The organism is Microbacterium saperdae, assembly GCF_006716345.1.
Lineage (GTDB): Bacteria > Actinomycetota > Actinomycetes > Actinomycetales > Microbacteriaceae > Microbacterium > Microbacterium saperdae.
This window is the reverse complement of the sequence record NZ_VFOX01000001.1, coordinates 1,838,505-1,864,419: the sequence shown is the minus strand read 5'-3', so window position 1 is coordinate 1,864,419 and position 25,915 is coordinate 1,838,505. Positions and strand designations below refer to the sequence as shown.

At 67.9% G+C, this 25,915-nt stretch carries 21 protein-coding genes and 1 tRNA gene; 7 read left to right on the top strand and 15 right to left on the bottom strand.

Annotation, left to right across the window (positions count from 1 at the left end; all coding sequences use genetic code 11):
• Positions 1-60 precede the first annotated feature (60 nt).
• Complete coding sequence (locus tag FB560_RS08870; protein ID WP_141872022.1) at positions 61-663, top strand: hypothetical protein; 603 nt, start codon at positions 61-63, stop codon at positions 661-663.
• On the opposite strand, the gene FB560_RS08865 is transcribed toward FB560_RS08870, so the two are convergent.
• Positions 664-1,158: a winged helix-turn-helix transcriptional regulator gene (locus FB560_RS08865; RefSeq protein ID WP_141872021.1), complete on the bottom strand. Its 495-nt coding sequence runs from the start codon at positions 1,156-1,158 to the stop codon at positions 664-666.
• Between the two features lie 87 nt (positions 1,159-1,245).
• On the opposite strand from FB560_RS08865, the gene FB560_RS08860 reads away from it, so the two are divergent.
• Positions 1,246-2,571: an MFS transporter gene (locus tag FB560_RS08860; protein ID WP_141872020.1), complete on the top strand. Its 1,326-nt coding sequence runs from the start codon at positions 1,246-1,248 to the stop codon at positions 2,569-2,571.
• 22 nt (positions 2,572-2,593) lie between these two features.
• Here the strand turns inward: FB560_RS08860 and FB560_RS08855 are convergent, their stop codons facing one another.
• On the bottom strand, positions 2,594-3,091 hold the full coding sequence (locus FB560_RS08855; RefSeq protein ID WP_141872019.1) for a GNAT family N-acetyltransferase: 498 nt from the start codon (positions 3,089-3,091) through the stop codon (positions 2,594-2,596).
• 212 nt (positions 3,092-3,303) lie between these two features.
• On the opposite strand from FB560_RS08855, the gene FB560_RS08850 reads away from it, so the two are divergent.
• Complete coding sequence (locus tag FB560_RS08850; RefSeq protein WP_141872018.1) at positions 3,304-3,777, top strand: hypothetical protein; 474 nt, start codon at positions 3,304-3,306, stop codon at positions 3,775-3,777.
• Positions 3,778-3,906: 129 nt separating this feature from the next.
• Positions 3,907-5,232 (top strand): MFS transporter, encoded by a 1,326-nt coding sequence (locus FB560_RS08845; protein ID WP_141872017.1) that lies wholly within the window; start codon positions 3,907-3,909, stop codon positions 5,230-5,232.
• A gap of 27 nt (positions 5,233-5,259) precedes the next feature.
• Here FB560_RS08845 and FB560_RS08840 read toward each other — a convergent pair whose 3' ends face one another.
• From FB560_RS08840 to polA, 8 genes are read right to left on the bottom strand one after another with little or no spacing between them, the layout of a single operon-like run.
• A complete protein-coding gene (locus tag FB560_RS08840; RefSeq protein WP_141872016.1) occupies positions 5,260-6,072 on the bottom strand; it encodes an arginase family protein in 813 nt (270 codons plus the stop codon).
• Positions 6,073-6,120: 48 nt separating this feature from the next.
• Positions 6,121-6,870 carry a formylglycine-generating enzyme family protein gene (locus FB560_RS08835; protein ID WP_188895174.1) on the bottom strand — a complete coding sequence of 250 codons (750 nt, stop codon included), beginning with the start codon at positions 6,868-6,870 and terminating at the stop codon, positions 6,121-6,123.
• Positions 6,867-7,541: a membrane protein YczE gene (gene yczE, locus FB560_RS08830; RefSeq protein WP_211349957.1), complete on the bottom strand. Its 675-nt coding sequence runs from the start codon at positions 7,539-7,541 to the stop codon at positions 6,867-6,869. The genes FB560_RS08835 and yczE overlap by 4 nt, the downstream gene beginning before the upstream one ends.
• Complete coding sequence (locus tag FB560_RS08825; protein WP_141873186.1) at positions 7,538-8,284, bottom strand: SGNH/GDSL hydrolase family protein; 747 nt, start codon at positions 8,282-8,284, stop codon at positions 7,538-7,540. Before FB560_RS08825 ends, yczE begins: the two co-directional genes overlap by 4 nt.
• A gap of 44 nt (positions 8,285-8,328) precedes the next feature.
• The gene (locus FB560_RS08820) at positions 8,329-9,681 is read right to left on the bottom strand and encodes an MFS transporter (RefSeq protein ID WP_141872015.1); all 1,353 of its coding nucleotides are present in this window, start codon (positions 9,679-9,681) and stop codon (positions 8,329-8,331) included.
• Positions 9,682-9,718: 37 nt separating this feature from the next.
• Positions 9,719-10,753, bottom strand: coding sequence for an LLM class flavin-dependent oxidoreductase (locus FB560_RS08815; protein ID WP_141872014.1), 1,035 nt, complete (start codon positions 10,751-10,753; stop codon positions 9,719-9,721).
• 54 nt (positions 10,754-10,807) lie between these two features.
• Positions 10,808-12,484: a DUF885 domain-containing protein gene (locus tag FB560_RS08810; protein ID WP_141872013.1), complete on the bottom strand. Its 1,677-nt coding sequence runs from the start codon at positions 12,482-12,484 to the stop codon at positions 10,808-10,810.
• Between the two features lie 40 nt (positions 12,485-12,524).
• Complete coding sequence (polA, locus tag FB560_RS08805) at positions 12,525-15,158, bottom strand: DNA polymerase I (protein ID WP_188895178.1); 2,634 nt, start codon at positions 15,156-15,158, stop codon at positions 12,525-12,527.
• Positions 15,159-15,203: 45 nt separating this feature from the next.
• Between polA and FB560_RS08800 the strand changes: the two genes are divergently transcribed.
• Complete coding sequence (locus tag FB560_RS08800; protein ID WP_141872012.1) at positions 15,204-15,632, top strand: hotdog fold thioesterase; 429 nt, start codon at positions 15,204-15,206, stop codon at positions 15,630-15,632.
• On the opposite strand, the gene FB560_RS08795 is transcribed toward FB560_RS08800, so the two are convergent.
• The gene (locus FB560_RS08795; protein WP_141872011.1) at positions 15,607-16,170 is read right to left on the bottom strand and encodes a GNAT family N-acetyltransferase; all 564 of its coding nucleotides are present in this window, start codon (positions 16,168-16,170) and stop codon (positions 15,607-15,609) included. The two genes, FB560_RS08800 and FB560_RS08795, sit on opposite strands and share 26 nt — an antisense overlap.
• A complete protein-coding gene (locus FB560_RS08790; RefSeq protein ID WP_141873184.1) occupies positions 16,170-16,772 on the bottom strand; it encodes an ANTAR domain-containing response regulator in 603 nt (200 codons plus the stop codon). Before FB560_RS08790 ends, FB560_RS08795 begins: the two co-directional genes overlap by 1 nt.
• A gap of 114 nt (positions 16,773-16,886) precedes the next feature.
• On the opposite strand from FB560_RS08790, the gene FB560_RS08785 reads away from it, so the two are divergent.
• Positions 16,887-16,969, top strand: a tRNA-Leu gene (locus FB560_RS08785).
• Between the two features lie 35 nt (positions 16,970-17,004).
• A complete protein-coding gene (locus FB560_RS08780) occupies positions 17,005-18,258 on the top strand; it encodes an alpha/beta fold hydrolase (protein ID WP_141872010.1) in 1,254 nt (417 codons plus the stop codon).
• A gap of 61 nt (positions 18,259-18,319) precedes the next feature.
• Here the strand turns inward: FB560_RS08780 and pyk are convergent, their stop codons facing one another.
• Genes pyk through gltB form a run of 3 tightly spaced genes read right to left on the bottom strand, consistent with a single transcriptional unit; the run spans position 18,320 to position 25,870 of the window.
• A complete protein-coding gene (pyk, locus tag FB560_RS08775) occupies positions 18,320-19,771 on the bottom strand; it encodes a pyruvate kinase (RefSeq protein WP_141872009.1) in 1,452 nt (483 codons plus the stop codon).
• A 59-nt stretch (positions 19,772-19,830) separates the two neighbouring features.
• The gene (locus tag FB560_RS08770; protein ID WP_141872008.1) at positions 19,831-21,297 is read right to left on the bottom strand and encodes a glutamate synthase subunit beta; all 1,467 of its coding nucleotides are present in this window, start codon (positions 21,295-21,297) and stop codon (positions 19,831-19,833) included.
• Positions 21,290-25,870: a glutamate synthase large subunit gene (gene gltB / locus FB560_RS08765; RefSeq protein ID WP_229673152.1), complete on the bottom strand. Its 4,581-nt coding sequence runs from the start codon at positions 25,868-25,870 to the stop codon at positions 21,290-21,292. Before gltB ends, FB560_RS08770 begins: the two co-directional genes overlap by 8 nt.
• Positions 25,871-25,915 lie beyond the last annotated feature (45 nt).

The following is a 25,915-nucleotide window of genomic DNA, read 5'->3' as shown; positions in this document are numbered from 1 at the left end:
TCCGATATTCCGGTATCGGAATGCGTGCTATGCCACGCTGTCCTCGTGAAGAAGGCAACGATGGCTCGACTCGCCGGTGTCGCCGCTATCGTGCTGGTCACCGCCGGTGTGATCTACGGATGTGCCTGGATCAGCCCGGAGTCGCAGATGGAACGGCAACTGAGATCCGAGCTCGCAGACATGGTCGAAGGCGCTCAGGATGCCACCTGGCAGTTCCGAGAAGAACTCGCCGCAGATCCTGAGGCCGTGATATCCGAGGTAGGGGGCATCGCCGACGCGCGGGCGGCACTGTCAGACCCGACGCTCGAGGTCCCTTTCGGTGTATGGACGCTCATCGACCTGGCGAAGACCGACGAAGGAACGGCTCTCACGCTGACGACGAAGACCGATGTCTCGCGGGGCGGCGGATTCTTCACGATGAGCGACGAGGGCCGTGTGTGCTTCGATCTGCTGGTGTCTCCCGATGGGTCACGGATCGACACTCTGCCTGCTGACTGCGGCGACGTGGGCCAGGCGCTCGGCGACGACCTCCAGGGCGACAGCGCATCGATCGACGTCGGCCTGAATGAGCTCGACCTGCGAAGGAGCGTCGACAGTTCGGACTACCGGCCGCTCCCCTGTCAGTGCTACAGCGGGAGCGACTGCGACTGCCCCGGCGGTTGATCAGCGAAGCGTGCCGGCCGGCTGGAGCCGGTCGCGGATGTTCTTCCACGGCTTCACCCAGGTCATCTGCTCGGGCGTGAGTCGCTCTCCGCAGGAGCTGCAGACCCCGCCGTCGGTGGTCTCCTGCCCGCAGGTCTCGTGGACCATCGCCATATGCGCTCCCCCCTCGGGCATCGGAGTATGTCGCTCTCCCCAGACCGCGAGCTGCTGGAGGATCGGCAGGAGGTCGGCGGCGGCTTCGGTGGCCGCATAGCCCTGCCGCGTCCGAGCGCCGTCCAGATAGTCGACACGCATGAGCAGCCCAGCCTCGACCATCGCGGCGAGTCGACGGCTGAGCACGGGCTCGGAGATCTGCAGGTTGTCGCGCAATGCGTCGAATCTGCCATGGCCGTGCAGCACATCGCGGATGATCAACAGCACCCACGGATCTCCCAGCACGTCGAGCGAGCGACGGACCGGACAGAACTCGGCAGACCAATCAGACCGCAACGGCATCGCACTCCCCTTCGGTGGCGGTGGGTATCGAAACTAGTGTAGCTTTCTTCACGAAAGTTAGATACCGCTGACGATGAGGCCCCGACGATGACGACTCCCCGCGATCCCGCCGATGCTGCGCGCACCCCCGACGGGATCGCCTCTCGGCGTCGGATCCACCCCGCCTGGTGGGTCGCCGGCGTCGCTTTCCTGGCGCTCCTCGCCGCCGCGGGGTTCCGCGCCGCCCCTGGTGCGCTCATGGTGCCGCTGCATGAGGAGTTCGGCTGGTCGACCACGATCATGTCGCTGGCCGTGAGCATCAATCTGCTCCTGTACGGTCTCACCGCACCCTTCGCCGCAGCGCTGATGGACCGCTTCGGCATCCGTCAGGTCGTCGCGGCCGCGCTGACGCTCGTCGCCCTCGGGGCGGGGGGAAGCGTCCTGATGACGGCGTCGTGGCAGCTCCTGCTCTTCTGGGGTGTGCTGATCGGCCTGGGCACCGGTTCCATGGCGCTCGTCTTCGCCGCGACGATCGCCAACCGCTGGTTCGTGCGGCGGCGGGGGCTCGTCATGGGAATCCTCACCGCGGGTTCGGCCACAGGACAACTGATCTTCCTGCCTCCCGTCGCCGCGCTCGCGGAGAGCTCCGGCTGGCGCATCGCCTCCCTGCTGGTCGCCGGTGTCGCGATCGCCGCCGTCCCTGTCGTCTGGTTGGTGCTGCGCGATCACCCGGCGGACCGTGGAGTACTTCCGCTCGGCGCCGACCCGCTCACCTACACTCCCCCTCCCCGCACCACGGGGAACGCCGCGAAGCGGGCACTCGACGGCCTCGTCTTCGCCTCGAAAAAGCCGTCGTTCTGGGCACTGGTGTTCGCCTTCGCGATCTGCGGAGCGACCACGAACGGGCTCATCGGCATCCATTTCATCCCCTCCGCGCACGACCACGGGATGGCCACCACCACGGCAGCCGGCCTCCTTGCGGTGGTCGGCATCTTCGACATCGCCGGAACCATCGCCTCCGGATGGCTGACCGACAAGTTCGACCCTCGGATCCTGCTGGTGACCTACTACGCCTTCCGTGGCGTGGGGTTGGTGCTCCTCCCCTGGCTCCTGTCCGACGTCGTGCACCCGAGCATGGTCCTGTTCGTCGTGATCTACGGTCTGGACTGGGTCGCGACGGTGCCGCCCACAGCGGTGCTGTGCCGCGAGATCTTCGGCGATCGGGGCACGATCGTCTTCGGCTGGGTGTTCGCGGCCCACCAGATCGGCGCAGCCGCTGCGGCACTGGGTGCCGGTGTCATCCGCGATACCTTCGGCACTTACACCTACGCCTGGTGGGGCGGGGCCGCGCTCTGCGCGATCGCCGCACTGCTGTCGCTGGTGGTGCGTCGCCCTGCGCCGGTCGTGGAGAAAAGCTCGCACGGGGTGCACTGATCGGCGGGCACCGCGCTCGGGTTCAGCCGAGTGCGCCGTCGCTCCTCACCATGCAGACGAGGCCGGGGCGCTCGTCCCACGAGTCGACGCGGACGAAACCTCTCGACTCGTACAGGCCGACCGCGGGAGCACGCCATTCCCAGACGGAAAGCCGCACGGGCCTGTCCGCCGATGCGATCGCGGCGTCTAGCAGTGCGCCACCCACACCTCGGCCGCGTGCCCCCGGATCAGTCCACAGCCGTTTGATCTCCGTCTTGCCGTCGACCTCGTGCACGATCACGACTCCTGCCGCTCGTCCATCGACCTCGGCGAGATAAACCCGGTGACCGCGGTAGGCGGACGCAGGTTCCTCCACCTCGCGCCGGTACCGATCAGGCAGCGGGTCCGCGGCGCTCGTGCCGTATCCGCGCTGCGCCTTCTCCTCCTCCGTCTGACGAAGGTACGTGCCCACGAGGTCGCCCACGATCGCTGCGTCGGGACCGGTCATGTCCGCCTCACGGATGAAGACCCCTTCTGACATCGACGACCTCCTCTGGGCTCGAATGCACTGATGGTCGCCGGATCGACGACCTCTCCACGGTAGTTCGTCGACTCCCCCGGCGTGGACGCGCACCGCCAGGCCGGCACTGCCATCGCGTGGCATCCCCCGTGACGTCACCCGGATGTGGTTAACTGGCTCCCGTTTGCACACCGGCGCTGTCGACTGGCAGCGCCCATGAAGGGGGAATTTTCATGAACCGTCGTATTGCCGCATGGACCATCGCCGCCGTCGCCGTCCTCGGACTCACCGCCTGCTCCGGTTCGCCGAGCGCCACGGATGACTCGTCGACCAAGAGCGAGAGCTCTGCGCCCGAGCAGAACACCGACCAGAGCGTCGCCGACGCGTGCACCGAAGCCGGCACGAAGGTGCAGGCCGCTTCCCAGGAACTGTCCTCGCTCGACGTGTCCGCCGCTGCCGCCGACCCGCAGGGCACCGTCGACGCATTCAGCAAGACGGTCGACGCGATCGGCGCCGCTGCGGAGTCCGTCGGAAACCCCGAGGTCAAGGCAGCCGTCGGCGACGTCTACGACGACTTCGGCGCCCTCCGCGATGTGCTCTCGAAGGTCCTCGTCGACCAGGACACCGCTGCGGCGTCTGAGATGACGACGATCATGGCTGACGTGCAGGAGTCGTCCACGGCCCTCAGCACGCTCTGCGCGGGCTGACTCTCCTCACACCCCAAGAGGTGCTCCGCGACCCCGTCGCGGAGCACCTCTTCTCGTTTCGGCAGGCCCATCCAGCGTCGACGCTCTCCGGTGGCACGGGGCCGCGATCTCCAGGAGTAGCGTGGGAGGGTGCAGCGCGTCCCTCTCTCCCCCGTCTCGACGCCGGGGTGGCGCGCATGGGTGATCTGGTCGGTCGGCGTCGCCGCCTACATCCTCGCCATCACCAACCGCACCTCGCTCGGAGCCGTCGGAGTCGAGGCCGCCGACCGCTTCCAGGCCGATGCATCCACGCTGGCCCTGTTCGCCGTCGTGCAGCTCGCCGTGTACGGGGGCATGCAGATCCCGATCGGCGTGCTCCTGGACCGCTTCGGATCTCGGCCGATCATGACCATCGGGATGCTGTTGATGGCCGCCGGACAGCTCACCATGGCACTGTCGCCGAGCATCGGCATCGCCGTGTTCGCGCGCGTGCTGCTCGGTGCGGGCGACGCCGCCATCTTCCCGGCCGTGCTCCGGCTCGTGGCGACCTGGTTCCCCGCGCAAGGAGGACCGCTCATGGTGCAGTTCACCGGAATCCTCGGACAGACCGGCCAGCTCATCGCTCTGGTGCCGCTCGCCGCGCTGCTGCACGCCACCAGCTGGAGCATCACGTTCGGCAGCATCGCCGGGCTCGGCGTGCTCTTCACGATCCTGGTCGCCGTGGTCATCCGCAACCACCCGCCCGAGCGTGGCGCAGACGTCACCGTGAACACCGATACCGGAGTCATCCGGGTCGTCACCTCGGCGATCGACACCGGCGTCGGCATCCGTGCCGCATGGGCGCATCCCGGCACGCGTCTCGCCTTCTGGTCGCACTTCACGACTCCGTTCGCCGGCACGGCGTTCGTGCTGCTGTGGGGAATGCCCTTCCTGACAGCTGCACAAGGACTCGACACCGCCCACGCCGCAGGGATCATCTCGGTCTATGTCGTCGCGGGCATGGCGCTCGGCCCGGTGATCGGCGATCTCTCCCGACGATTGCCCAACCATCGCTCGCTCGCGCTCGTGCTCCCCGCCGTCGGCGTGCAGATGGTGGCGTGGCTCGTCGTGATCGCGCTCCCCGAACCGGCGCCGCTCTGGCTGCTGTACGTCCTCGGGGTGGCACTCGCAACCGGTGGGCCGGCATCGATGATCGCGTTCGATCACGCCCGCACGCACAACCCGTCGCACCGGCTCAGCACGGCGACCGGTGTGACCAATGCCGGTGGCTTCATCGCCGCGCTGATCGCCATCTTCCTGATCGGTCTGGCGCTCGACCTGCAAGGCGCCGGCACACCGGACACCTATTCACTCGACGCCTTCCGGCTGGCCTTCCTGATGCCGGTTCCGCTCTGGATCATCGGCGTGATCTTCATTCTGATCGAGCGGAAACGCACACGCATCCGCGTGGGACTCGACCCCGAGCGTCGCCGCTAGCATCCGCACCGTGTCGATGAGGCCGCGTCAGCGCAGCAGGTGCTGGAACGTCTCGAGGATGAGTTCGATGCTGACACGCTCCGGCACCTCCACGTCACCGGCTTCGAACTCGGCCAGTTCGACCCCCCGCACCGCCGCGACGGGCAGAGCCGCGAAGATCGCGGCGATCTGGTGCGGCAGAAGGCCTGCCCCCACACGATAGGCAGCGGGGATGTATCCGGGCTCGAGCACATCCCAGTCCACGTGGATCCAGACCGGACGTCCGGCGACGAGCTCTGTGATGCGCTCCGGGGTGCTCTCCGTGGGAGGCACCACGGTGACCCCTGCTCGCGACAACAGCTCGCCCTCGATCGGGTCGATGTCCCGTCCGCCCACGACGATCACCTGCTCGGGGTTCAGGCCGGCGCCGTGCCCGCTGTCCCACAGACCGCACGCGGCCGCGAGGACCATGCCTCCGAGGTAGCCGGAGTCGGTGGATGCCGGGGTGTTGAAGTCGCCGTGCGCATCGATCCAGAGCACGACGGCGTCGGGGTGGCGCTCGGCCACCGTCGGCAGTGTGCCCAGGCTCGCCGCACACGTGTTGGTGGCCAACAGCGGGATGCTCCCCGCGTCGATCGCGTGGCGGACGGCGTCGCGCAGCCCCGTGAGCGTCGCTTCCGCGGCAGGCAGCGCGGTAGACCAGTCGTCGGTGATCGCCGCAGACGGTGAGCCGATGACTGTCGGCGTGATGTCCAAGAGCGTCCCGAGCGCCTCGGCCGTGCGTCGTGCGCCGATGAGTGCACCATCCGTGCGATCGGCCACGCGGCCCTGGGAGACGATGAGAGAGAACGGGGAGGTCATGTGATCCAGCCTGTCATCCCGGCGCATCCCGAGGCAAAAGGAGCGGCGTCAGCGCCCGCGCGGCGTCCATCCGGACGGGGTGGGCCCCTCGCCCGCCGCCGCACGTTCCCGATCGGCCAGTGCCGACCATCCCTGCGCCTCATCCGCAGTGTCGAAGCCCCCGCGCGCCAGGCGTAGTCCGACGTCCTCGTGATGCATGCGTGGGGCGCCCCCGCGTCGCACCGAGGCGCGCACGCTCCACGCATCATCCGCGAAACCACCACCGCGGAACACCCGGTACTCGTCGTAGCGAGCGGGATCGAGCAGATCCCAGCACCACTCCCACACGTTGCCGAGCATGTCGAACAGCCCGTTCAGGTTCGGCAGCTTGCCTCCGACGTCCTGGGGAGTCGCGGTACCATCTGCGCCCGTCCACGCGGCATCGGCCAGCGGGGCGTAGTGCGGGCCGGTGGAGCCGGCACGACACGCGAACTCCCACTCCGCCTCGGTGGGGAGCCGGTAGCCGTCTGCCGTCACGTCCCAGGTGACCACTTCACCGTCGAACAGGTAGACGGGGTCGAACCCCTCCCATTCCGATGCCGCGTTGCAGAAGTGCACCGCGCGCAACCAGCTCACGTCGGCTGCAGGGCGTCGCGGGTGCCGCGAGGGGACGCCGAGCACCTCGGCCATCTGTTCCTCCGTCACCGGAAAGACGCCGATCTCGAAGGGCCGGAGCTCCACGCTCCGTCGAGTCTTCTCGCGCGCATCGTGCAGGACGACCTCGCCACCGGGGATGCGTGCCATCTCGATGTCGGTCACGGCGTCGCTCCGTCGGGGGTGTGGATCTGTGCTGTCGCGGCCGCCTCCGATACGCCGTCTGTCGGCGCGCGATCGAGCTGGACGCGGAACATGCGCATGAAGAACTGGCACAGCGGACCCACGAGCAGGGCGAAAGCGACCGTTCCGATGCCCACATTGCCGCCGAGCGCCCAGCCGACAGCGACCACGGTCACCTCCAGCCCTGTGCGCACGATCCAGATCGGCCAGCCGCTGCGACGGTGCAGACCGGTCATGAGACCGTCCCGCGGACCCGGTCCGAAGGCCGCTCCGATGTACAAACCGGTGGCCGCCGACAGCAGGAGCAGTCCGATCACGAAGAACAGGATGCGGATCCAGAGCGAATCGGTCTCGGGGATGAGGAGGAAGCCCACATCGGCTGCCGGTCCGACGAGCAGGGCGTTCAGCACGGTGCCGGCCCCCGGGCGCTGGCGCAGCGGGATCCACAGCAGCAGCACGACCACACTGACGAGGATCGTGATCATCCCGAACGTCAGCGGCACGTGCCGAGCGATCCCCTGGGTCAGCACGTCCCACGGGGCGGCACCGATCGCGCCGCGCACGATGAAGGCGATCCCGATCCCGTACAGGAAGAGTCCGACGAGAAGCTGCCCGATCCTTCGGGGCATTCGCCGCCCGGCGAATCGGGTCACGCCGGTGTCCTCTCCACCCACGTCGGGTACTTCGCCGCGCGGCCGTCTCCCGAGGAGGTGCGCGTCACGCGCCGCTTCACCCACGGTCCGACGAACTCCCGGTAGTACGCGAGACCGGACGGACCTGCCGCGCCCGCCGCGGTCGGCGACCACCACGTCTCCGGTGGCTCGTAGCCGAGACCGTGCAGGACTCGGGCAGCCACGCGATGGTGTCCGGCGCTGTTCATGTGCAGGCGGTCTTCGGACCAGTACTGCGAACGAGACAGCTCCTGATCCGGCCAGTTCAGTGCGCGCACCACATCAGGGCGATCCTGCACGCGGCGCAGGACGGCTTCGGAGAGCAGGTCGCCCCGCTTCTGCACCAGAGAGCCCATCGGCAGCTGCCCACTGGGATTCGCGCCGGAGAGCAGGATCAGCGTGACCCCTTCCTGATCGCAGCGCCGGAGCACCCGGCTGAACGCGTCCGCGATGTGTTCGAGGTCTGTGCGCGGACGGAGCATGTCGTTGCCGCCGCCGTTGAAGGAGAGGTGCGTCGGACGGAGCGCCAAGGCGGGCTCCAGCTGCTGCTCGACGATCGGCCAGGCGAGCTTGCCGCGAATGGCGAGGTTCGCGTACTGAATCGGGTGCCCCGCCGCGTCGGCCCAGCCCTGTGCGGCGAGGTCAGCCCAGCCACGCTCTCGGCCGTCCGGGAGGACATCGCCCACGCCTTCCGTGAAGGAGTCGCCGATGGCCACGAAACGCACGTCAGTCACGCGACCAGCCTATTCCTGCTGGCGGCTCGACGGCGTCAGCGGTCGTCGAGCGCGAGGCCGCTGCGATCCGTCAGCCCCCAGGCCGCGGCCGCCGCGAGGAGGAAGCACGCGCCGAAGATGACGAACAGGAGCGGAGCCCCACCCGCCACCAGGAGAACAGGCACCGCGGGAGGAGCGATGATCGAGGCGAGGCGTCCCACGCCGGCCGCCCAGCCGGCGCCGGTTCCGCGCAACGAGGTCGGGTAGATCTCCGGAGTGACGGCGTACAGCGCGCCCCAGGCGCCGAGAGTGAAGAAGGACAGGGCCATGCCGGCCCCGATGATCGCCGGCTCCGTCGTGGCCGTCCCGAAGAACACGGCGGCCACCGCTGCGCCGACGAGGAAGACCGACAGTGTCGTGCGCCTCCCCCACACTTCGATCAGCCAGGCGGCGACCGCGTACCCGGGAAGCTGGGCGAGGGTGATGATCAGCGTGAAGCCGAAGGAGCGCACGAGATCGAATCCGGCATCGACCAGAATGCTGGGAATCCAGATGAAAGCGCCGTAGTAGGCGAAGTTCACGCAGAGCCACACGGCCCACAGGCAGAGCGTCCGCACGCGGAACTCCGCATTCCACAGAGTGGCCAGGCGTGCCCGGACGGTTGCCGCCATCGCGCGAGACGCCGGTTCCTTGCGGATCGCAGGCTCCCGCACGACACCGGCATCGGCTTCGAAGGCGGAGACGATGCGCTCCGCTTCGGCGATACGCCCGCGAGAGGCGAGCCACCGCGGCGACTCGGGAAGCCCCCACCGCACGATCAACGCATAGATCGCCGGGATCGCTCCGAGTGCGAACGCCCACCGCCATCCGTCATCGGACGCCGGGATCACGAAGAATCCGATCAGCGCCGCAGCAGTCCAACCGACCGCCCAGAACGCCTCCAGGATCACGATCAGTCGGCCTCGGATCCGCGCGGGCGCGAACTCGCTCACGTACGTCGACGCGACGGGCAGTTCCGCGCCGAGGCCGAGGCCGACGAGGAACCGCAGGACGAGGAGCGCCACGATACCCCCGACGAGTGCGCTCGCACCCGTCGCGACGCCGTAGATGAGCAGGGTGAGCGCGAACACCTGGCGTCGCCCGAAGCGGTCGGCGAGCAGGCCCCCGAGCGTCGCACCCAGCGCCATCCCGATGAAACCCACCGAGGCGATCCATCCGGCCTCGCCCTTCGTCAGATCCCACTGCTGCGTGAGCGCCGCGAGGATGAAGGAGATGAGGCCGACATCCATCGCGTCCAACGCCCAGCCGACACCCGATCCGCTGAGAAGCCGAAGGTGTCGCCGAGTGAACGGAAGGTCGTCAAGACGGGCTGCGAGCGACGCGCTGCTCGGCAGATCGTGGGTGGCCATGCTCCTCATCGTAGAGCGACGCCCGTGCCTCGAGCGCTCAGGCCTTCTTGGCGAGCAGCGACCGCACGCGCGGGATCACTTCCGTGCCGTACAGCTCGATACTGCGCATCATCGACTCGTGCGAGAGGGTTCCGGTCGCATACTTCAGGTCGAACCGTCCGAGACCCAGCGTGGTGACGGTCTCGGCGATCTTCGCCGCGACGCGATCGGGAGATCCTGCGTAGATCGCCCCCTCGGGACCGATGTCGTTCTGGAACCGAGCACGGCTGTAGACGGGCCACCCGCGTTCCCGGCCGATGGTGTTGTTCATCGCCTCGAATCCGGAGTACGCCGCGTCCCAGGCCTCAGCGTCCGTGTCGGCGATGTGTCCCGGGGAATGCACCGAGATCGGGTGAGAGGCAGTGCCGAAGGAGGCGACGGAACGATGGTACAGATCGACGAAGGGACGGAAACGCGCCGCCGATCCGCCGATGATCGCCAGCATCAGGCCCAGGCCGTGGCGGGCGACTCGAACGACCGACTCCGGGCTTCCGCCGACGCCGACCCAGGTCCGCAGCCCCTTCTCGGTCTTCGGGAACACGTTCGCGTTGTCAAGTGAAGCCCGCATCGTCCCGGACCACGTGACGGGCTCCTCCTTCAGGAGCTCCACGAACAGTTCGAGTTTCTGCTCGAAGAGGGCGTCGTAGTCCCGCAGATCGTAGCCGAACAGAGGGAAGGACTCGATGAAGGAGCCCCGGCCGAGAACGACCTCCGCGCGCCCGTTCGAGACGGCGTCCAGCGTCGAGAAGCGTTCGAACACCCGCACCGGATCATCGGAGGACAGCACCGTCACGGCTGTTCCCAGACGGATGTGCTCCGTACGTGCAGCGATCGCCGCGAGGACCATCTCCGGTGCCGAGACGGCGAACTCGGGGCGGTGATGCTCCCCCACGCCGAAGAAGTCCACGCCCACGGAATCCGCCAGCTCCGCCTGCGCCACGATGTTGCGGATCGTCTGCGCTCCGGTCAGGAGCTCTCCGTCCGCGTCGCGGGTGATGTCGCCGAAAGTGTCCAGCCCGAATTCGATAGCCATGTCAGCCCTTCCTATTCAGGTGAATAAACAATGGCGGACCGACCGGCATTCCCGTCAGCGCGGGAGCAGTGCCGTGCGCAGCGTGTCGAGACCGACGCCTCCGAGGTCCAGGGCGCGCTTGTGGAAGTCCTTGAACGAGAACTCGTCGCCCTGCGACTCCTGCACCGCGTCGCGTACCTGCTCCCAGATGCGCTGGCCGACCTTGTAGGACGGCGCCTGTCCGGGCCAGCCGAGGTAGCGATTGACCTCGAACTGCACGAACTGGTCCGACATGTTGACGTTCTTGCGCATGAAGTCGAGTGCGTACTCCGCATCCCAGACGCCGGTACCGTCCAGGCGCGGCTTGCCCAGATGCACGCCGATGTCGAGCACGACACGAGCGGCGCGCATGCGCTGGCCGTCGAGCATGCCGAGCCGATCGGCGGGGTCATCGAGATACCCGAGCTGCTGCATCAGACGCTCCGCGTACAGGGCCCAGCCTTCGGCATGGCCGGAGGTGCCGGCAAGCAGTCGTCGCCAGGAGTTGAGCTCGGCACGGTTGTGTACCGCCTGCGCGATCTGCAGATGATGACCGGGTACGCCCTCGTGGTACACGGTCGTGAGTTCGCGCCAGGTGTCGAACTCCGTCACGCCTTCCGGCACGGACCACCACATGCGCCCCGGACGCGAGAAGTCATCGGTGGGGCCCGTGTAGTAGATCCCGCCCTCCTGCGTCGGAGCGATCATGCACTCCAACGTGCGGATCGCTTCAGGGATGTCGAAGTGCGAGGCGCCGAGCTCCTCGACCGCGCGGTCACTCGTCTCCTGCATCCAGCGCTGCAGCGCCTCCGTTCCCACCAGCTTGCGTGCCGGGTCGGACTCGAGGTGCGCGACGGCCTCCTCGACCGATGAACCGGGGAGGATCTCGTTCGCGATCGCGGTCTGCTCTGCCACCATGCGGGCGAGCTCTTCCCTGCCCCATTCGTAGGTCTCGTCGAGGTCGATCGTGGCGCCAAGGAAGCGGCGCGAGTTCAGCGCGTAGAGCTCTCGCCCGACGGCGTCGACCTCGTTCGCGGCCGGCGCCAGTTCTTCGGCGAGGAAGCGACGCAGCCCGTCATAGGCCACGCGTGCCGCTGCCGAGTTGTCGGCGAGCGTGCGCGCGAGGGACGCAGGAAGCTGGCCCTGCTCCGGCGCCGCATCCGCGACGAATGCGGCGAAGAAGCCGTCATCAGCCGTGTAACGGTCGATCTGGGTGGCGACCTCTGTCACCTGCCGACGCGCAGGGGTCACTCCCGCCGCGATGCCGGCACGCAGCGTCTCGGTGTAGCCGCGCAGCGCCTCGGGCACGGCGGCGAGACGAGTCGCGATGACAGCCCAGTCGTCCGCAGACGCGGTCGGCATCAGGTCGAAGGCCGCACGCACGTCCTGCGCGGCCGAGGCGATCACGTTCAGGTCGCGCAGGTGCCACTGGGCATCGTGGAACTCGAGGTCGAGCCGCAACTCCGAGCTCAGGTCGGTCTTCGTCACCTCGTCGATCGCATCGGAGGGCTCGAGAGCGTCGAGCTGCTGGAGCGTCCTGCGCGTCGCCGCCGCGATCTCGTCATGCCCTGCCGGGCTCAGATCGCCGAAGCGGTCGTTCGCCTCGCTGCGTCCGATGTAGGTGCCGAGGGTCGGTGCGAGCACCGCGATGGTGTCGACCCATTCATCGGCGACCTTGTCGATGGCGGAGGGAGTGCGGGGGGCTGAAGTCATACCTTCCAGCCTATCCCCGTCACTCCGGCGACCGCAGACCTCAGTGCGCGGCTTCGTTCCAGTCGCGACCACGCCCGACCTGCACGTCGAGCGGGACCGTGAGCTCCGCCGCATCACCCATCCGCGCGCGCACGATGCGCTCTGCGGCGTCCCACTCCCCGGGCGCGACCTCGACCACGAGTTCGTCATGGATCTGCAGCAGAGCGCGCGATGCGAGTCCCTCGGAGCGGAGGTCCTCGTGGATGTGGAGCAGGGCGATCTTCATGATGTCGGCAGCACTACCCTGGATAGGCGCGTTGAGGGCCGCGCGCTCAGCGTTCTCGCGCAGCACACGGTTGGGGCTCGCAAGATCGGGGAAGGGGCGCCGGCGACCGAAGATGGTCTCGGTGTAGCCGACCTCTTTGGCCTTCATGACCGAGGCGCGCAGGTAGTCGCGCACCGCGCCGAACCGCGCGAAGTACTCGACCATCAGCTGCTTGGCTTCGGACTGCTCGATGCGCAGCTGCTTCGACAGACCGAACGCCGACAGCCCGTAGACGAGGCCGTACGACATCGCCTTGACCTTGGTCCGCATGGCCGAGGTCACCTCGCTCGGCTCCACGCCGAACACCCGGGCACCGACGAAGCGGTGCAGGTCCTCGCCGCTGTTGAACGCCTCGATCAGCCCCTCGTCGCCCGAGAGGTGCGCCATGATGCGCATCTCGATCTGCGAGTAGTCGGCGGTGAGCAGGGATTCGTAGCCCTCCCCCACTTCGAACGCGCTGCGGATGCGACGCGACTCCTCGGTACGCACCGGGATGTTCTGCAGATTGGGGTCGGTGCTCGAGAGACGGCCGGTCTGGCTGCCGGTCTGCACGTACGTCGTGTGCACGCGGTGATCGTCGCCGATCGCGGTGTCGAGGGACTCGATGATCTGGCGGAGCTTGGTCGCCTCGCGGTGCTGCAGCAGCAGATTCAGGAACGGGTGCGGGTTCGTCTCCTGCAGGTCGGCGAGGACCGCGGCATCCGTCGAGTACCCCGTCTTCGTCTTGCGGGTCTTGGGAAGCTGCAGGTCTTCGAACAGAACCTCCTGGAGCTGCTTCGGCGACCCGAGGTTGAACTCACGACCGACCGTCGTGAACGCCTCCTGGGCGATGCTCTCGGCCCGCGTCGCGAGCTCTCCGGAGAAGGTCGACAGCACCTCGTGCGAGACAGCCACGCCGGCGACCTCCATGTCGGCCAGGGTCAGGAGGGTCGGGAGTTCGATGTCGACGAGCACCTTCGCCACCGGCTCCGGAATGTCCTCGCGGAGCGCCTCCGCCACACGGCGAGCGAACCACGCCTCCTGCGACGGGGTCGCCCCTTCGGTCTCGGGAACCAGCTGCGAGGGGTCGGCTTCGGGCAGCTTCTCGCCCAGGTAGCGCTCGACCAGGTCACCCAGCGACTTGTCGGGGAAGCTCGGACGCAGCAGCCAGCCCGCGAGGCTCGTGTCGTACGAGAGACCGCCCAGGCGGACACCCTGACGCAGGAGCGCCTTCACCTGGGGCTTCGCGTCGTGGAGCACCTTCGCGCTGTCGGACTCCAGCCACGCGCGCAGCGTCTCCGCCCCCTCCGCGGACCAGTCGACTTCGCGCAGCTCGGCGGCCGAGGAAGCGCCGATGCGCACCGGAATGCCGCCCTGCGTCACGAGACGCAGCGCGAGCTCCTGCTCCTGTGCGTCGGCCCACGCGACGAACTCCGAAGCCGTCACCTGCACGGGCTCGGGAAGCACGACGGCGGATGCCGGGTCATCAGCGACCTCGCCGGCACCCACAGCCTCGAACACGCGCGGCAGCAACGTGCGGAACTCGAGCCGGGCGAAGATGTCGCGCACCGCCTGCGCGTCGATCGGCGCGACGGCGAGGTCGTCGGGCGCGACAGGAAGCTCCACGTCGGTCAGCAGCCGGTTGAGCTGTCGGTTGCGACGCACATCGTCCATGTGCTCGCGCAGGTTGCCGCCGACGACTCCCTTGATCTCCTCGGCCCGAGCGAGCAGATCGTCGAGCGACCCGAACTGCGTCAGCCACTTGACCGCGGTCTTCTCACCGACCTTCGGCACGCCGGGGAGGTTGTCGCTGGTCTCGCCGACGAGGGCGGCGATGTCGGGGTACTGCTCGGGACGCACTCCATAGCGCTCCTGCACCGTGACGGGGTCGTAGCGCTTCAGCTGAGAGACGCCCTGCACCGAGGGGTAGAGCAGCGTGACGTCATCGTTCACGAGCTGGATCGTGTCGCGGTCTCCCGACACCACGAGCACGTCGTAGCCCTGCTCCGCTCCCTGGGAGGCGAGTGTCGCGAGGATGTCGTCCGCTTCGATGCCCTCCTTCGTGAGCACCTGGATCGACATCGCGGCGAGGCAGTCCTGCAGCAGCGGGATCTGTCCGCGGAATTCCTGCGGCGTCTCGGAACGGGTCGCCTTGTACTCGGGGTACACATCGGTGCGGAACGAGTGCCGAGAGGTGTCGAACGCGATGGCGAGGTGGGTGGGCTGCTCGGCCTTGATGAGGTTCACCAGCATCGACAGGAAGCCGTAGATGGCGTTTGTGTGCTGGTTGTCCTTCGTGGTGAAGTTCTCGACCGGCAGGGCGAAGAAGGCACGATAGGCGAGCGAATGGCCGTCGACGACCATGAGGGTAGGCTTTGCGGAGTCCGTCACCCTGTCAGCCTAACGAGGACGACAGACACCCGCTGAGGAGGATTCATGAGCGACGTCGCCACGAGCGAAGGACTCGACTGGGCCACCGCCCGCGGGATGGGCGCTCTCGCCCAGAAGATGGGCATGGAGTTCCTCGAGTTCAGCCTCGAGCGCTGCGTCGCGACGCTTCCGGTGGAGGGCAACACGCAGCCCGTCGGTCTCATGCACGGCGGCGCCTACGTCGTGCTCGGGGAGTCGCTCGGGTCCATGGCCGCGAATCTGCATGCCGGTCCCGGCCGCCTCGCGGTCGGCGTCGACATCAATGCGACCCACACCCGTTCCGCCACATCGGGCGTCGTCACCGGCGTGTGCACACCCGTGCACCTCGGGCGCAGCATCACGGTGCACGAGATCGTCGTCACCGACGATCAGGGCAGGCGCTGCTCCACGATCCGCATCACCAACATGATCAAGGATGCGCCGGCAGCGCGCTGACCGGCTCCTCCAGCAATCGCTGGAACAGGACATGGTCCTGCCAGGATCCCGCGATCCGCAGATAGCGCGGGGCGAGACCGATCCGTTCGAAGCCGTTCGCGCCGAGCACGCGCTGCGACGCCGCGTTCTGCACGAGCGTGGCCGCCTGCACCCGGTGCAGCCCCAACTCCTCCCGCGCGTGTCCGAGAGCGATCTCCACCGATCGTGTGGCCAGTCCGCGACCCTGCAGCGCCGCGTCGACCCAGTAGCCGAGATCCGCGCTGCGGAACGCGCCGCGCACGATGTTGTTCAGGTTCACGCGACCCCGGATCGAGCCGTCGGACGACACGATGACGAAACGTACGTTGCGGCCTGCGGGAGCATCCGAGACGTACTGGATGACGTCTCGCTCCTGCCAGGTCTCGCTGAAGAAGTCCACATCGCGCACCGGCTCCCACGGAGCCAGGTGCGCACGATTGCGGAGATACGCGCGCGCGAGCGCAGCGCCGTCACCGGTCTCGACCGGACGCAGCGTGTGATCCGCGTCGAGACGGTGCACTACTTCTTCGGCGCGAGCTGCTCGATGATCGCCTTGGCGACATCCTGCATCGTCAGGCGACGATCCATCGACGCCTTCTGGATCCAGCGGAAGGCCTCGGGCTCACTCAGGCCCATCTTCTCGTTGAGCAGGCCCTTGGCCCGATCGACGAGTTTGCGGGTCTCGAAGCGCTCGACCATGTCGGCGACCTCGGCCTCGAGCGTGATGATCTGCTCGTGGCGGGCCAGCGCGATCTCGATCGCGGGAAGAAGGTCGTTCGGCGTGAACGGCTTCACGACATAGGCCAGTGCGCCTGCCTCGCTCGCCCGCTCGACGAGCTCCTTCTGGCTGAACGCGGTCAGCAGCACGACGGGCGCGATGTTGCCCTTGTGCAGCTTCTCGGCGGCGCTGATGCCGTCGAGCTGCGGCATCTTGACGTCCATGATGACGAGGTCGGGGCGCAGCTCCGTCGCGAGTGCCACGGCCGTCTCACCGTCACCGGCCTCTCCGACGACGTCGAATCCGTTGTCGCGAAGGATCTCGACGATGTCGAGACGGATCAGCGATTCGTCTTCGGCGACGACGACGCGTCGCGGGGCGGATGCCGTGGGCTGTTCTGCCATATCTTCCTCGGTCACAGACCCATCCTAGTCGAGTGGCTCCCCGCGGCGGCCACGCACCGCCCGGCGCCGTCGGCATGCGCTGCGCTGCGCTAAAGTCGTAGACGCGACACACGAGCCGGCGTGGCGGAATGGCAGACGCGGAGCACTCAAAATGCTTTGTCCGAAAGGGCGTGTGGGTTCGAGTCCCACCGCCGGCACACACAGTACGCGCGTGATGCGGTAGAAATCTCTCATGCATCCCCGCGATTCAGCGGACATCTGGCACCGTACGCGCGGAGCCCGACGTGGTTTCCTCGTCGCAGGCGTGGTCGTCGCGCTCCTCGTCTGGGCACTCGGCGCCGATGCCATCCGCCGCCATATCGAGGGCGAGGCAGACCTGGAGACGGACCCGGCCTTCTACACCGTGGCCACTCCCCCGGCCGCCGGCGATCCCGGCGACATCATCCGCGTCGAGGAGATCGCCAGCGCACCCCTCGGCTCGGCGGCCTGGCGCGTGATCTACCACTCGCGCGACCTGCACGGTGAGGACATCCCGGTGTCCGCGGTGGTGATCGTGCCCGACACGCCCGCGCCGGCGGAGGGGCGCACCGTGGTGGCATGGGGGCATCCGACGACAGGCGCAGCGGCGCACTGCGCTCCGTCGCTCGCCGTGGATCCGTTTCAGCTGATCGAAGGGCTCCACGAGTTCCTGGCGGAGGGTTACGCGATCGTCGCGACGGACTACCCCGGGATGGGTGTCGCCGGCCCCTCGGCCTATCTGCTGGGCATCCCCGAGGCGAACAGCGTGCTGGACGCCGTGCGGGCCGCGCGCAACATCGATGGAGCGCGCGCCGGGGACCGGCTCGTGCTGTGGGGGCACTCCCAGGGCGGGCAGGCGGCACTGTTCGCCGCCGAACGCGCCGCGTCGTACGCGCCGGAGCTCACGCTCCTCGGCGTCGCCGTGGCCGCGCCGGCGGCGAACCTCAGCGAGCTGATGAGCGACGACATCGTGAACGTCTCAGGAGTCACGATCGCCTCGTACGCGATCCCCGCCTATGAGGCCGCGTACGGGGACAGGTACCCCGACGGCGAGATCGCGGCGATCCTCACCCCTGCCGGCACCGCGGCGACGCCGGACATGGCCGCGTTGTGCCTGCTGTCGCAGAACAAGGAGATCCATGCGATCGCTGATCCGCTCATCGGAGGGTATGTGAGGAGCGATCCGTCCACCACAGAACCCTGGGCGACGCTGCTGAAGGAGAACAGCGCCGGAGCGGAGCCCCTCACCGTCCCCGTCTTCGTGGGACAGGGGCTGGCCGACGAGCTGGTGGAGCCGAAGGCGACCGAGGACTACGTCGCGCTGCTCTGCTCACAGGGGGCGGACATCGCCTTCCACCGGTACCCGGGCGTCAACCACGGGCTCGCCGCCTACGCAGCGCTCCCCGAGATGCTGCTCTGGCTGTCCACGGTGACGTCCGGACGGACGCCGTCGACGACGTGCCGCTAAGGCCGCCACGCACGACGAAGGGGCGGAGCCGATGGCCCCGCCCCTTCGCTGTTCCGTCAGGTCAGACGGTCGCTTCCTTGTAGATCGGAGCGGCGCCGTTGACGGCGTCCCCGACCTTGTGGACGCGGATGTCGTTCGTCGAGCCCACGATCCCGGGAGGGGATCCGGAGATCACCACGACCTTGTCGCCTTCCTGGGCCAGACCGCTGCTGAGCAGGTACTCATCGACCTGGATGTACATGAGGTCGGTGTGCTGCACCATCTCGACCAGCTTCGAGCGGATACCCCAGGTCAGCGCCATGCGGCGACGGATGTGGGGGTCCGGGGTGAAGGCGATCATCGGGATGCGCGAGCGCAGACGCGACAGACGACGAGCCGAGTCACCCGACTGTGTGAACACGCAGAGGAACTTCGCGTCGACGAACTCCGCCACCTCGAGGGCCGCCAGCGTGATGGCACCACCTTGCGTGCGCGGCTTCGTGGTGAGCGGCGCGATGCGCTCCAGGCCGTGCTCCTCGGTGGACTCGATGATGCGTGCCATCGTCTCGACGACGACGACCGGGTAGTCCCCGACACTGGTCTCACCAGAGAGCATCACGGCGTCCGCACCGTCGAGCACCGCGTTGGCGACGTCCGAGGTCTCGGCGCGCGTGGGCACGGGGCTGCTGATCATCGACTCGAGCATCTGCGTCGCGACGATGACGGGCTTGGCGTTGCGACGGGCGAGCTCGACCGCGCGCTTCTGCACGATCGGCACGGCCTCGAGCGGCAGCTCGACACCCAGGTCACCACGGGCGACCATGATCGCGTCGAACGCGTCGACGATGCCCTCGAGCGCATCGACGGCCTGCGGCTTCTCGACCTTGGCGATGACGGGGAGCTTGACTCCCTCTTCCGCCATGATCTCGTGCACGCGGGTGATGTCCTCGGCGTTGCGCACGAACGACAGCGCGATGAGGTCGGCTCCGATGCGCAGACCCCAACGGAGGTCGTCCTCGTCCTTCTCGCTGAGCGCGGGGACGTTGACGGCGACACCGGGCAGGTTGATGCCCTTGTTGTTCGAGACGGCTCCGGCGACGATGACCTTGGTGGTCACGGTGACACCGTCGGACTCGACGACCTCGACACGGACCTTGCCGTCGTCGATCAGCAGGAAGTCGCCGGGCTTGACGTCCTGGGGCAGGCCCTTGAAGGTCGTGCCGCAGATGTCCTTGTTGCCGATGATGTCTTCGGTCGTGATCTTGAAGATGTCGCCTTCGGCGAGCTCGTAGGGGCCGGCCTCGAACTTGCCGAGGCGGATCTTCGGGCCCTGCAGGTCGACCAGGATGGCGACGGCGCGGCCGGCGTCATCGGCAGCGCGACGGACGTTCGCGTAGTTGTTCTCATGCACGGAGTAGTCACCGTGGCTGAGGTTCAGGCGTGCGACATCCACACCCGCATCGATCAGGGCGCGGACGGTCTCATAGGTGGATGTGGCAGGGCCCAGGGTGGCGACGATTTTCGCGCGTCTCAACAGATACTCCAGGGTTGTGGTGGGGGAAGGTACTACAGGCGCAAGCGCCGCGGCTCAGCCTACGCGGGCTGAAGGCCGAGCGCGACATCACTCGGGCGCACCGGCTCGGGCAGCACGGTGCTGCCCATGAGGAAGCGATCGACGTTCGCAGCGGCCGCACGGCCCTCCGCGATCGCCCAGACGATGAGCGACTGGCCGCGACCGGCGTCGCCGGCCACGAAGACGCCGGGGACGGTCGACTCGTACGAGGAGTCGCGCACGAAGGCACCGCGGTCCGTCGTCTGCGGACGGGTCTCCTCGGTGTAGCCGTCCTGTTCCGGTCCGGTGAAGCCCATGGCGATGAGGACGAGGTCCGCGGGGATCTCGCGCTCGGTGCCGCTCTTGGGAACACGGCGTCCGTCGATGTACTCGGTCTCGGCGACGCGGAGCGCCCGCACCTCGCCGACCTCGTTGGAGAGGAACTCGACGGTGGAGGCCAGGAAGACCCGCTCGCCGCCCTCTTCGTGCGCCGAGGAGACCTCGAACACGGTCGGCATCATCGGCCACGGCTGGTGGTCGGGGCGCTCGGTGCCCGGCTGCGTGCCGATCGCGAGGTTGGTGACGCTCAGCGCGCCCTGACGGTGCGCGGTGCCGATGCAGTCCGCACCGGTGTCACCGCCACCGATCACGATGACGTGCTTGCCCTCGGCGCTGATCTGGTCGGTGACCTTGTCGCCGGCGACGGCGTGGTTCGACTCGACCAGGTACTCCATGGCGAAGTGCACGCCATCGAGGTCGCGACCGGGGATGGAGAGGTCACGCGGCACCGTGGATCCCGTCGCGATCACGACGGCGTCGTAGCGGGCGCGCAGGTCGGGCCAGGAGATGTCCTTGCCGATCTCCACACCGGCACGGAAGCGGGTGCCCTCTTCCTGCATCTGACGCAGTCGGGACTCGAGCTGCCCCTTCTCCATCTTGAAGTCAGGGATGCCGTAGCGCAGCAGGCCGCCGATGCGGTCGTCGCGCTCGAAGACGGCGACGGTGTGACCGGCACGCGTCAGCTGCTGAGCCGCGGCGAGTCCGGCGGGGCCCGATCCGACGACGGCGACCGTCTTGCCGGTCAGGCGGGCCGGCGGCTGCGGCTCGACCCATCCCTTGGCGAAGGCCTCATCGATGATCGAGACTTCGATCTGCTTGATCGTGACAGCCGGCTGGTTGATGCCGAGCACGCAGGAGCTCTCGCACGGTGCCGGGCACAGACGCCCGGTGAACTCGGGGAAGTTGTTCGTCGCGTGCAGGCGATCGATCGCCGCGCGACCCTCGCCACGCCAGGTCAGGTCGTTCCACTCCGGGATCAGGTTGCCCAGGGGGCATCCCGAGTGACAGAACGGCACGCCGCAGTCCATGCACCGCCCGGCCTGACGGCGCAGGACGGCCTGGTCTCCGGGCTCGTAGACCTCTTTCCAGTCCATGATGCGGACCGGGACAGGACGCCGGGCGGGAACCTCCCGCTCGGTGACCTTCAGAAAACCTTTGGGATCAGCCACCGGTCACCTCCAGGATGCGGTTCCAGACGATGTCGCCATCGGGGTCGATCCCCTCGGCGACTGCTTCTTCACGCATGCTCCGCACGGCGGCGAAGTCACGCGGGAGCACCTTCACGAACTCGGTCGCCGCGACCTCGAACCGCGAGAGCAGTTCGGATGCCAGCGGAGACGCGGTGCGCTCGACGTGCTCCACCAACAGGCTGCGGAGCACCTCGAGATCGGCACGGTCGAGCTGCTCGAGGAGCAGTTCGCCGCTGCCGAGGGACTGGGAATTGACCTTGCCGGTGTCGAGCGCGTGCACGTACGCCACTCCCCCGGACATGCCGGCGCCGAAGTTGCGTCCCGTCGTGCCCAGGATCACCGCGAGGCCACCGGTCATGTACTCGAGTGCGTGGTCGCCCACGCCCTCGACGACCGCGGTGGCGCCGGAGTTGCGCACCAGGAAGCGTTCGCCGACCACACCGGAGATGAACATGGTTCCCGACGTGGCACCGTAACCGATCACGTTGCCCGCGATCACGTTCTCCTGCGGGGTGATCGCCGAGCCGCGCGGCGGACGGATGGTGATGTCACCACCCGAGAGGCCCTTGCCGACGTAGTCGTTCGCATCGCCCTCGAGTCGCAGGATGATGCCCGGCGGCAGGAACGCACCGAGCGACTGCCCGGCGGTGCCGTGCAGTGTCACGTCGATGGTCTCGCGCGGCAGCCCGTCTGCACCGTGACGCGACGTCACCTGGTGACCGAGCATGGTGCCGACGGCGCGCTCGGTGTTCGCGATCGGCAGCTCGACGACGACCGGCTCTCCGTTGAGGAGCGAGCCCTTCGCGATGTCGATGAGCTGCACGTCGAAGTGCTTCTCGAGCTCGTGGTCCTGCGTGCGGCCGCTACGGCGCGGTTCGCCGGCCGGGAAGGCGGGACCGTCGAGGATCGGGCTCAGGTCGAGTCCGTCCGCCTTCCAGTGGTCGACCGCCGCGTTGACCTCGATCAGATCGGCACGACCGACGATCTCGTCGATCGACCGGAAACCGAGCTCGGCGAGCAGTTCACGCACTTCTTCCGCGATGAACTCCATGAAGTTCACGACGAACTCGGGCTTGCCGGTGAAGCGTTCGCGCAGCGCAGGGTTCTGTGTCGCGACACCCACCGGGCAGGTGTCGAGGTGGCACACGCGCATCATGATGCAGCCGCTGACCACGAGCGGCGCCGTGGCGAAGCCGAACTCCTCCGCGCCCAGCAGAGCGCCGATGATCACGTCACGACCGGTCTTGAGCTGACCGTCGACCTGCACGACCACGCGGTCGCGCATGCCGTTGAGCATGAGCGTCTGCTGCGTCTCGGCGAGACCGAGCTCCCAGGGCGTTCCCGCGTGCTTGAGGGAGTTGAGCGGGCTCGCGCCCGTGCCGCCGTCGTGCCCGGAGACCAGGATGACGTCGCTGAGCGCCTTGGCCACACCCGCGGAGACCGCACCGATACCCGACTGGCTGACCAGCTTGGTGTGGATGCGCGCCTCGGGGTTCGCACGCTTCAGGTCGAAGATGAGCTGCTTGAGGTCTTCGATCGAGTAGATGTCGTGGTGCGGCGGCGGCGAGATGAGACCGACGCCGGCGGTCGCGTGGCGCGTGCGCGCCACCCACGGGTACACCTTGGTCGGCGGCAGCTGCCCGCCCTCGCCGGGCTTGGCACCCTGCGCGAGCTTGATCTGGATGTCATCCGCCTCGGTGAGGTAGAGGCTGGTGACACCGAATCGACCGGACGCGACCTGCTTGATCGAGCTGCGGCGCGCGGGGTCGACCAGACGGTCGGGGTCCTCGCCGCCTTCACCCGTGTTGGACTTGCCGCCGATGCTGTTCATCGCGATCGCCAGCGTCTCGTGCGCCTCACGGGAGATCGAGCCGTAGCTCATCGCACCGGTCGAGAAGCGCTTCACGATGTCGGACACGGACTCGACCTCGTCGAGCGGCACCGGCTTGCGAGTTCCCGTGCGCAGCGTGAAGAGTCCGCGCAGCGTCTTGAGCTCTGCGGCCTGGTCGTCGACGAGCTTGGTGTACTCGCGGAAGATGTCGTAGCGCCGGGTACGGGTCGAGTGCTGCAGCTTGAACACCGTCTCCGGGCTGAAGAGATGCGGAGAGCCGTCACGCCGCCACTGGTACTCGCCACCGGTCCACAGGCGCTCATGCGCCCGCGCCGCCGCGTCCTCCGGGTAGGCGTAGTCGTGCCGCGCCTGGTTCTCCGCGAAGATCTCTTCGATCCCGATGCCGCCGAGCTTGGACTCGGTACGGGTGAAGTAGGCGTCGATGAACTCCTGGCTGAGCCCCACTGCTTCGAAGACCTGCGCACCGGCGTAGGACGAGACGGTGGAGATGCCCATCTTCGACATGATCTTGAGCACGCCCTTGCCGAGGGCGTAGATCAGGTTGCGGACGGCCTTCTCCGGCGTGATCCCGTTGATGTAGCCGGTGCGCACGAGGTGCTCCACGGTCTCCATCGCCAGGTACGGGTTGATCGCGGAGGCTCCGTAGCCGATCAGCGTGGCGACGTGGTGGACCTCGCGGACGTCACCGGCCTCCACGATCAGACCGACCTTCATGCGGTTCTCGCGGCGGATCAGGTGGTGGTGGATCGCCGAGACCATGAGCAGCGAGGGGATCGGCGTCAGGTCCTTGTTCGAGTCGCGGTCCGACAGGATGATGAACTCGGCACCGCTCTCGATGGCCGCGTCGGCCTCGGCGCACATCTCGGCGAGACGGTCCTGCAGGGTCTCGGGACCCGCGTCGAAGTGGTACAGACCACGGATCGTGACACTGGAGCGATCGGGGAGCGCCTTGTCGATGTGGCGGATCTTCGCGAGCTCGTCGTTGTCGATCACCGGGAAGTCGAGCGACACCGTGCGGGTGTGCTCGGGGCCCCAGGACAACAGGTTGCTCTCCGGTCCGAGACCGAGCTTCAGGCTGGTGACGACCTCTTCACGGATCGAGTCGAGCGGCGGGTTCGTGACCTGCGCGAACTGCTGCGTGAAGTAGTCGAACAACAGCCGAGGACGCTTGCTGAGCACCGCGATCGGAGTGTCGGATCCCATGGCGCCGAGCGGCTCGACACCGTTCTGCCCCATCGGGGTCAGCAGGATGCGCACCTCTTCCTCGGTGTAACCGAAGGTGCGCTGACGCCGGGTGATGGAGGCAGGCGGGTGCACGATGTGCTCGCGCTCGGGCAGGTCGGCGAGGCGCACGGCGCCGGCGTCGAGCCATTCCTGCCACGGGTGCATGGTGGCCAGATCCTGTTTGAGTTCCTGGTCGCTGATGATGCGGCGCTGGGCCGTGTCGACGAGGAACATCTTGCCCGGCTGCAGGCGACCGCGGCGCTTGATGCGCTCCGGTTCGAACTTCAGCACACCGGTCTCCGAACCGATCACGATCAGGCCGTCGGTGGTCTCGGTCCAGCGGCCGGGACGCAGGCCGTTGCGGTCGAGGGTCGCTCCGACGAGCGTCCCGTCGGTGAAGATGAGCGCGGCGGGGCCGTCCCACGGCTCCATCTGGTTCGAGTGGTACTCGTAGAACGAACGCAGCTCCGGCGAGATGTCGGACTGCTTCTCATAGGCCTCGGGGACCATCATCATGATCGCGTGGGGCAGGCTGCGACCCGTGAGAGTCAGGAGTTCGAGCACCTCGTCGAACGACGCGGAGTCACTGGCGCCGTCGGTGCAGATCGGGAGCAGCGGTGACACGTCGCCCAGCAGCTCGGACTCGAGCTGCGATTGACGCGCGCGCATCCAGTTGCGGTTGCCGCCGACCGTGTTGATCTCGCCGTTGTGCGCGAGCATGCGCAGCGGCTGCGCGAGAGGCCAGGACGGGAAGGTGTTGGTCGAGTACCGGGAGTGCACGACCGCGAGCTCCGACGCGAAGCGCTCATCCTGCAGGTCCGGGTAGAACGGCTCGAGCTGCAGCGTCGTGACCATGCCCTTGTAGCCCAGCGTGCGGCTGGAGAGCGACACGAAGTACGCGCCGAGCTCATGGCCTGCACGCTTGCGCAGACGATAGGCGACGCGGTCCAGCGCGATGCCGGTGAGCGGCGCGTCGGAGTGTGTCGCGCCACCGGCACTGACGAACAGCTGCTCGAATGCGGGGCGGGCCTCGTCGGCCAGCTTGCCGAGGTGCTCGTTGACCGTCGGGACCTCGCGCCACCCGAGGACGCGAAGTCCCTCGGAGCGGGCGATCTTCTCGATGCCGGCCTTCTGCTGGCGGCGCTCGCTGGAATCACGCGGAAGGAACGCCAGTCCCACGGCGTACTCCCCCACCGGAGGCAGCTCGAAGCTCGTGACCGCCCGCAGGAACTCGTCGGGCATCTGCGTCAGGATGCCCGCACCGTCACCGGTACCGGCATCCGAGCCGATAGCTCCGCGGTGCTCCAGGTTGCGCAGCGCCTCCAGGGCGAGAGCGATGATGTCGTGCCCTGCCGTGCCGCGCAGCGTCGCGACCATGGCGAGGCCACAGGCGTCCTTCTCGAACGCAGGGTTGTACATGCCCTGTTTCGCCGGGAAATCCATCCCGACAGGTGAGCGGAGGTCGCTCGATGCCATGCGGTACCGTCCTCAGATCTTCAGATGACCCGGGGACGTCATTGG

Bases quoted from the DNA above. Each gene is read 5' to 3' on its own strand.
- FB560_RS08860 (WP_141872020.1), top strand. From the start codon at position 1,246: ATGACGACTCCCCGCGATCCCGCCGATGCTGCGCGCACCCCCGACGGG.
- FB560_RS08865 (WP_141872021.1), bottom strand. From the start codon at position 1,158: ATGCCGTTGCGGTCTGATTGGTCTGCCGAGTTCTGTCCGGTCCGTCGC.
- FB560_RS08850 (WP_141872018.1), top strand. From the start codon at position 3,304: ATGAACCGTCGTATTGCCGCATGGACCATCGCCGCCGTCGCCGTCCTC.
- FB560_RS08815 (WP_141872014.1), bottom strand. From the start codon at position 10,753: ATGGCTATCGAATTCGGGCTGGACACTTTCGGCGACATCACCCGCGAC.
- gltB (WP_229673152.1), bottom strand. From the start codon at position 25,870: ATGGCATCGAGCGACCTCCGCTCACCTGTCGGGATGGATTTCCCGGCG.
- FB560_RS08855 (WP_141872019.1), bottom strand. From the start codon at position 3,091: ATGTCAGAAGGGGTCTTCATCCGTGAGGCGGACATGACCGGTCCCGAC.
- FB560_RS08820 (WP_141872015.1), bottom strand. From the start codon at position 9,681: ATGGCCACCCACGATCTGCCGAGCAGCGCGTCGCTCGCAGCCCGTCTT.
- FB560_RS08780 (WP_141872010.1), top strand. From the start codon at position 17,005: ATGCATCCCCGCGATTCAGCGGACATCTGGCACCGTACGCGCGGAGCC.
- FB560_RS08840 (WP_141872016.1), bottom strand. From the start codon at position 6,072: ATGACCTCCCCGTTCTCTCTCATCGTCTCCCAGGGCCGCGTGGCCGAT.
- FB560_RS08810 (WP_141872013.1), bottom strand. From the start codon at position 12,484: ATGACTTCAGCCCCCCGCACTCCCTCCGCCATCGACAAGGTCGCCGAT.
- FB560_RS08790 (WP_141873184.1), bottom strand. From the start codon at position 16,772: ATGGCAGAACAGCCCACGGCATCCGCCCCGCGACGCGTCGTCGTCGCC.
- FB560_RS08800 (WP_141872012.1), top strand. From the start codon at position 15,204: ATGAGCGACGTCGCCACGAGCGAAGGACTCGACTGGGCCACCGCCCGC.
- FB560_RS08870 (WP_141872022.1), top strand. From the start codon at position 61: ATGGCTCGACTCGCCGGTGTCGCCGCTATCGTGCTGGTCACCGCCGGT.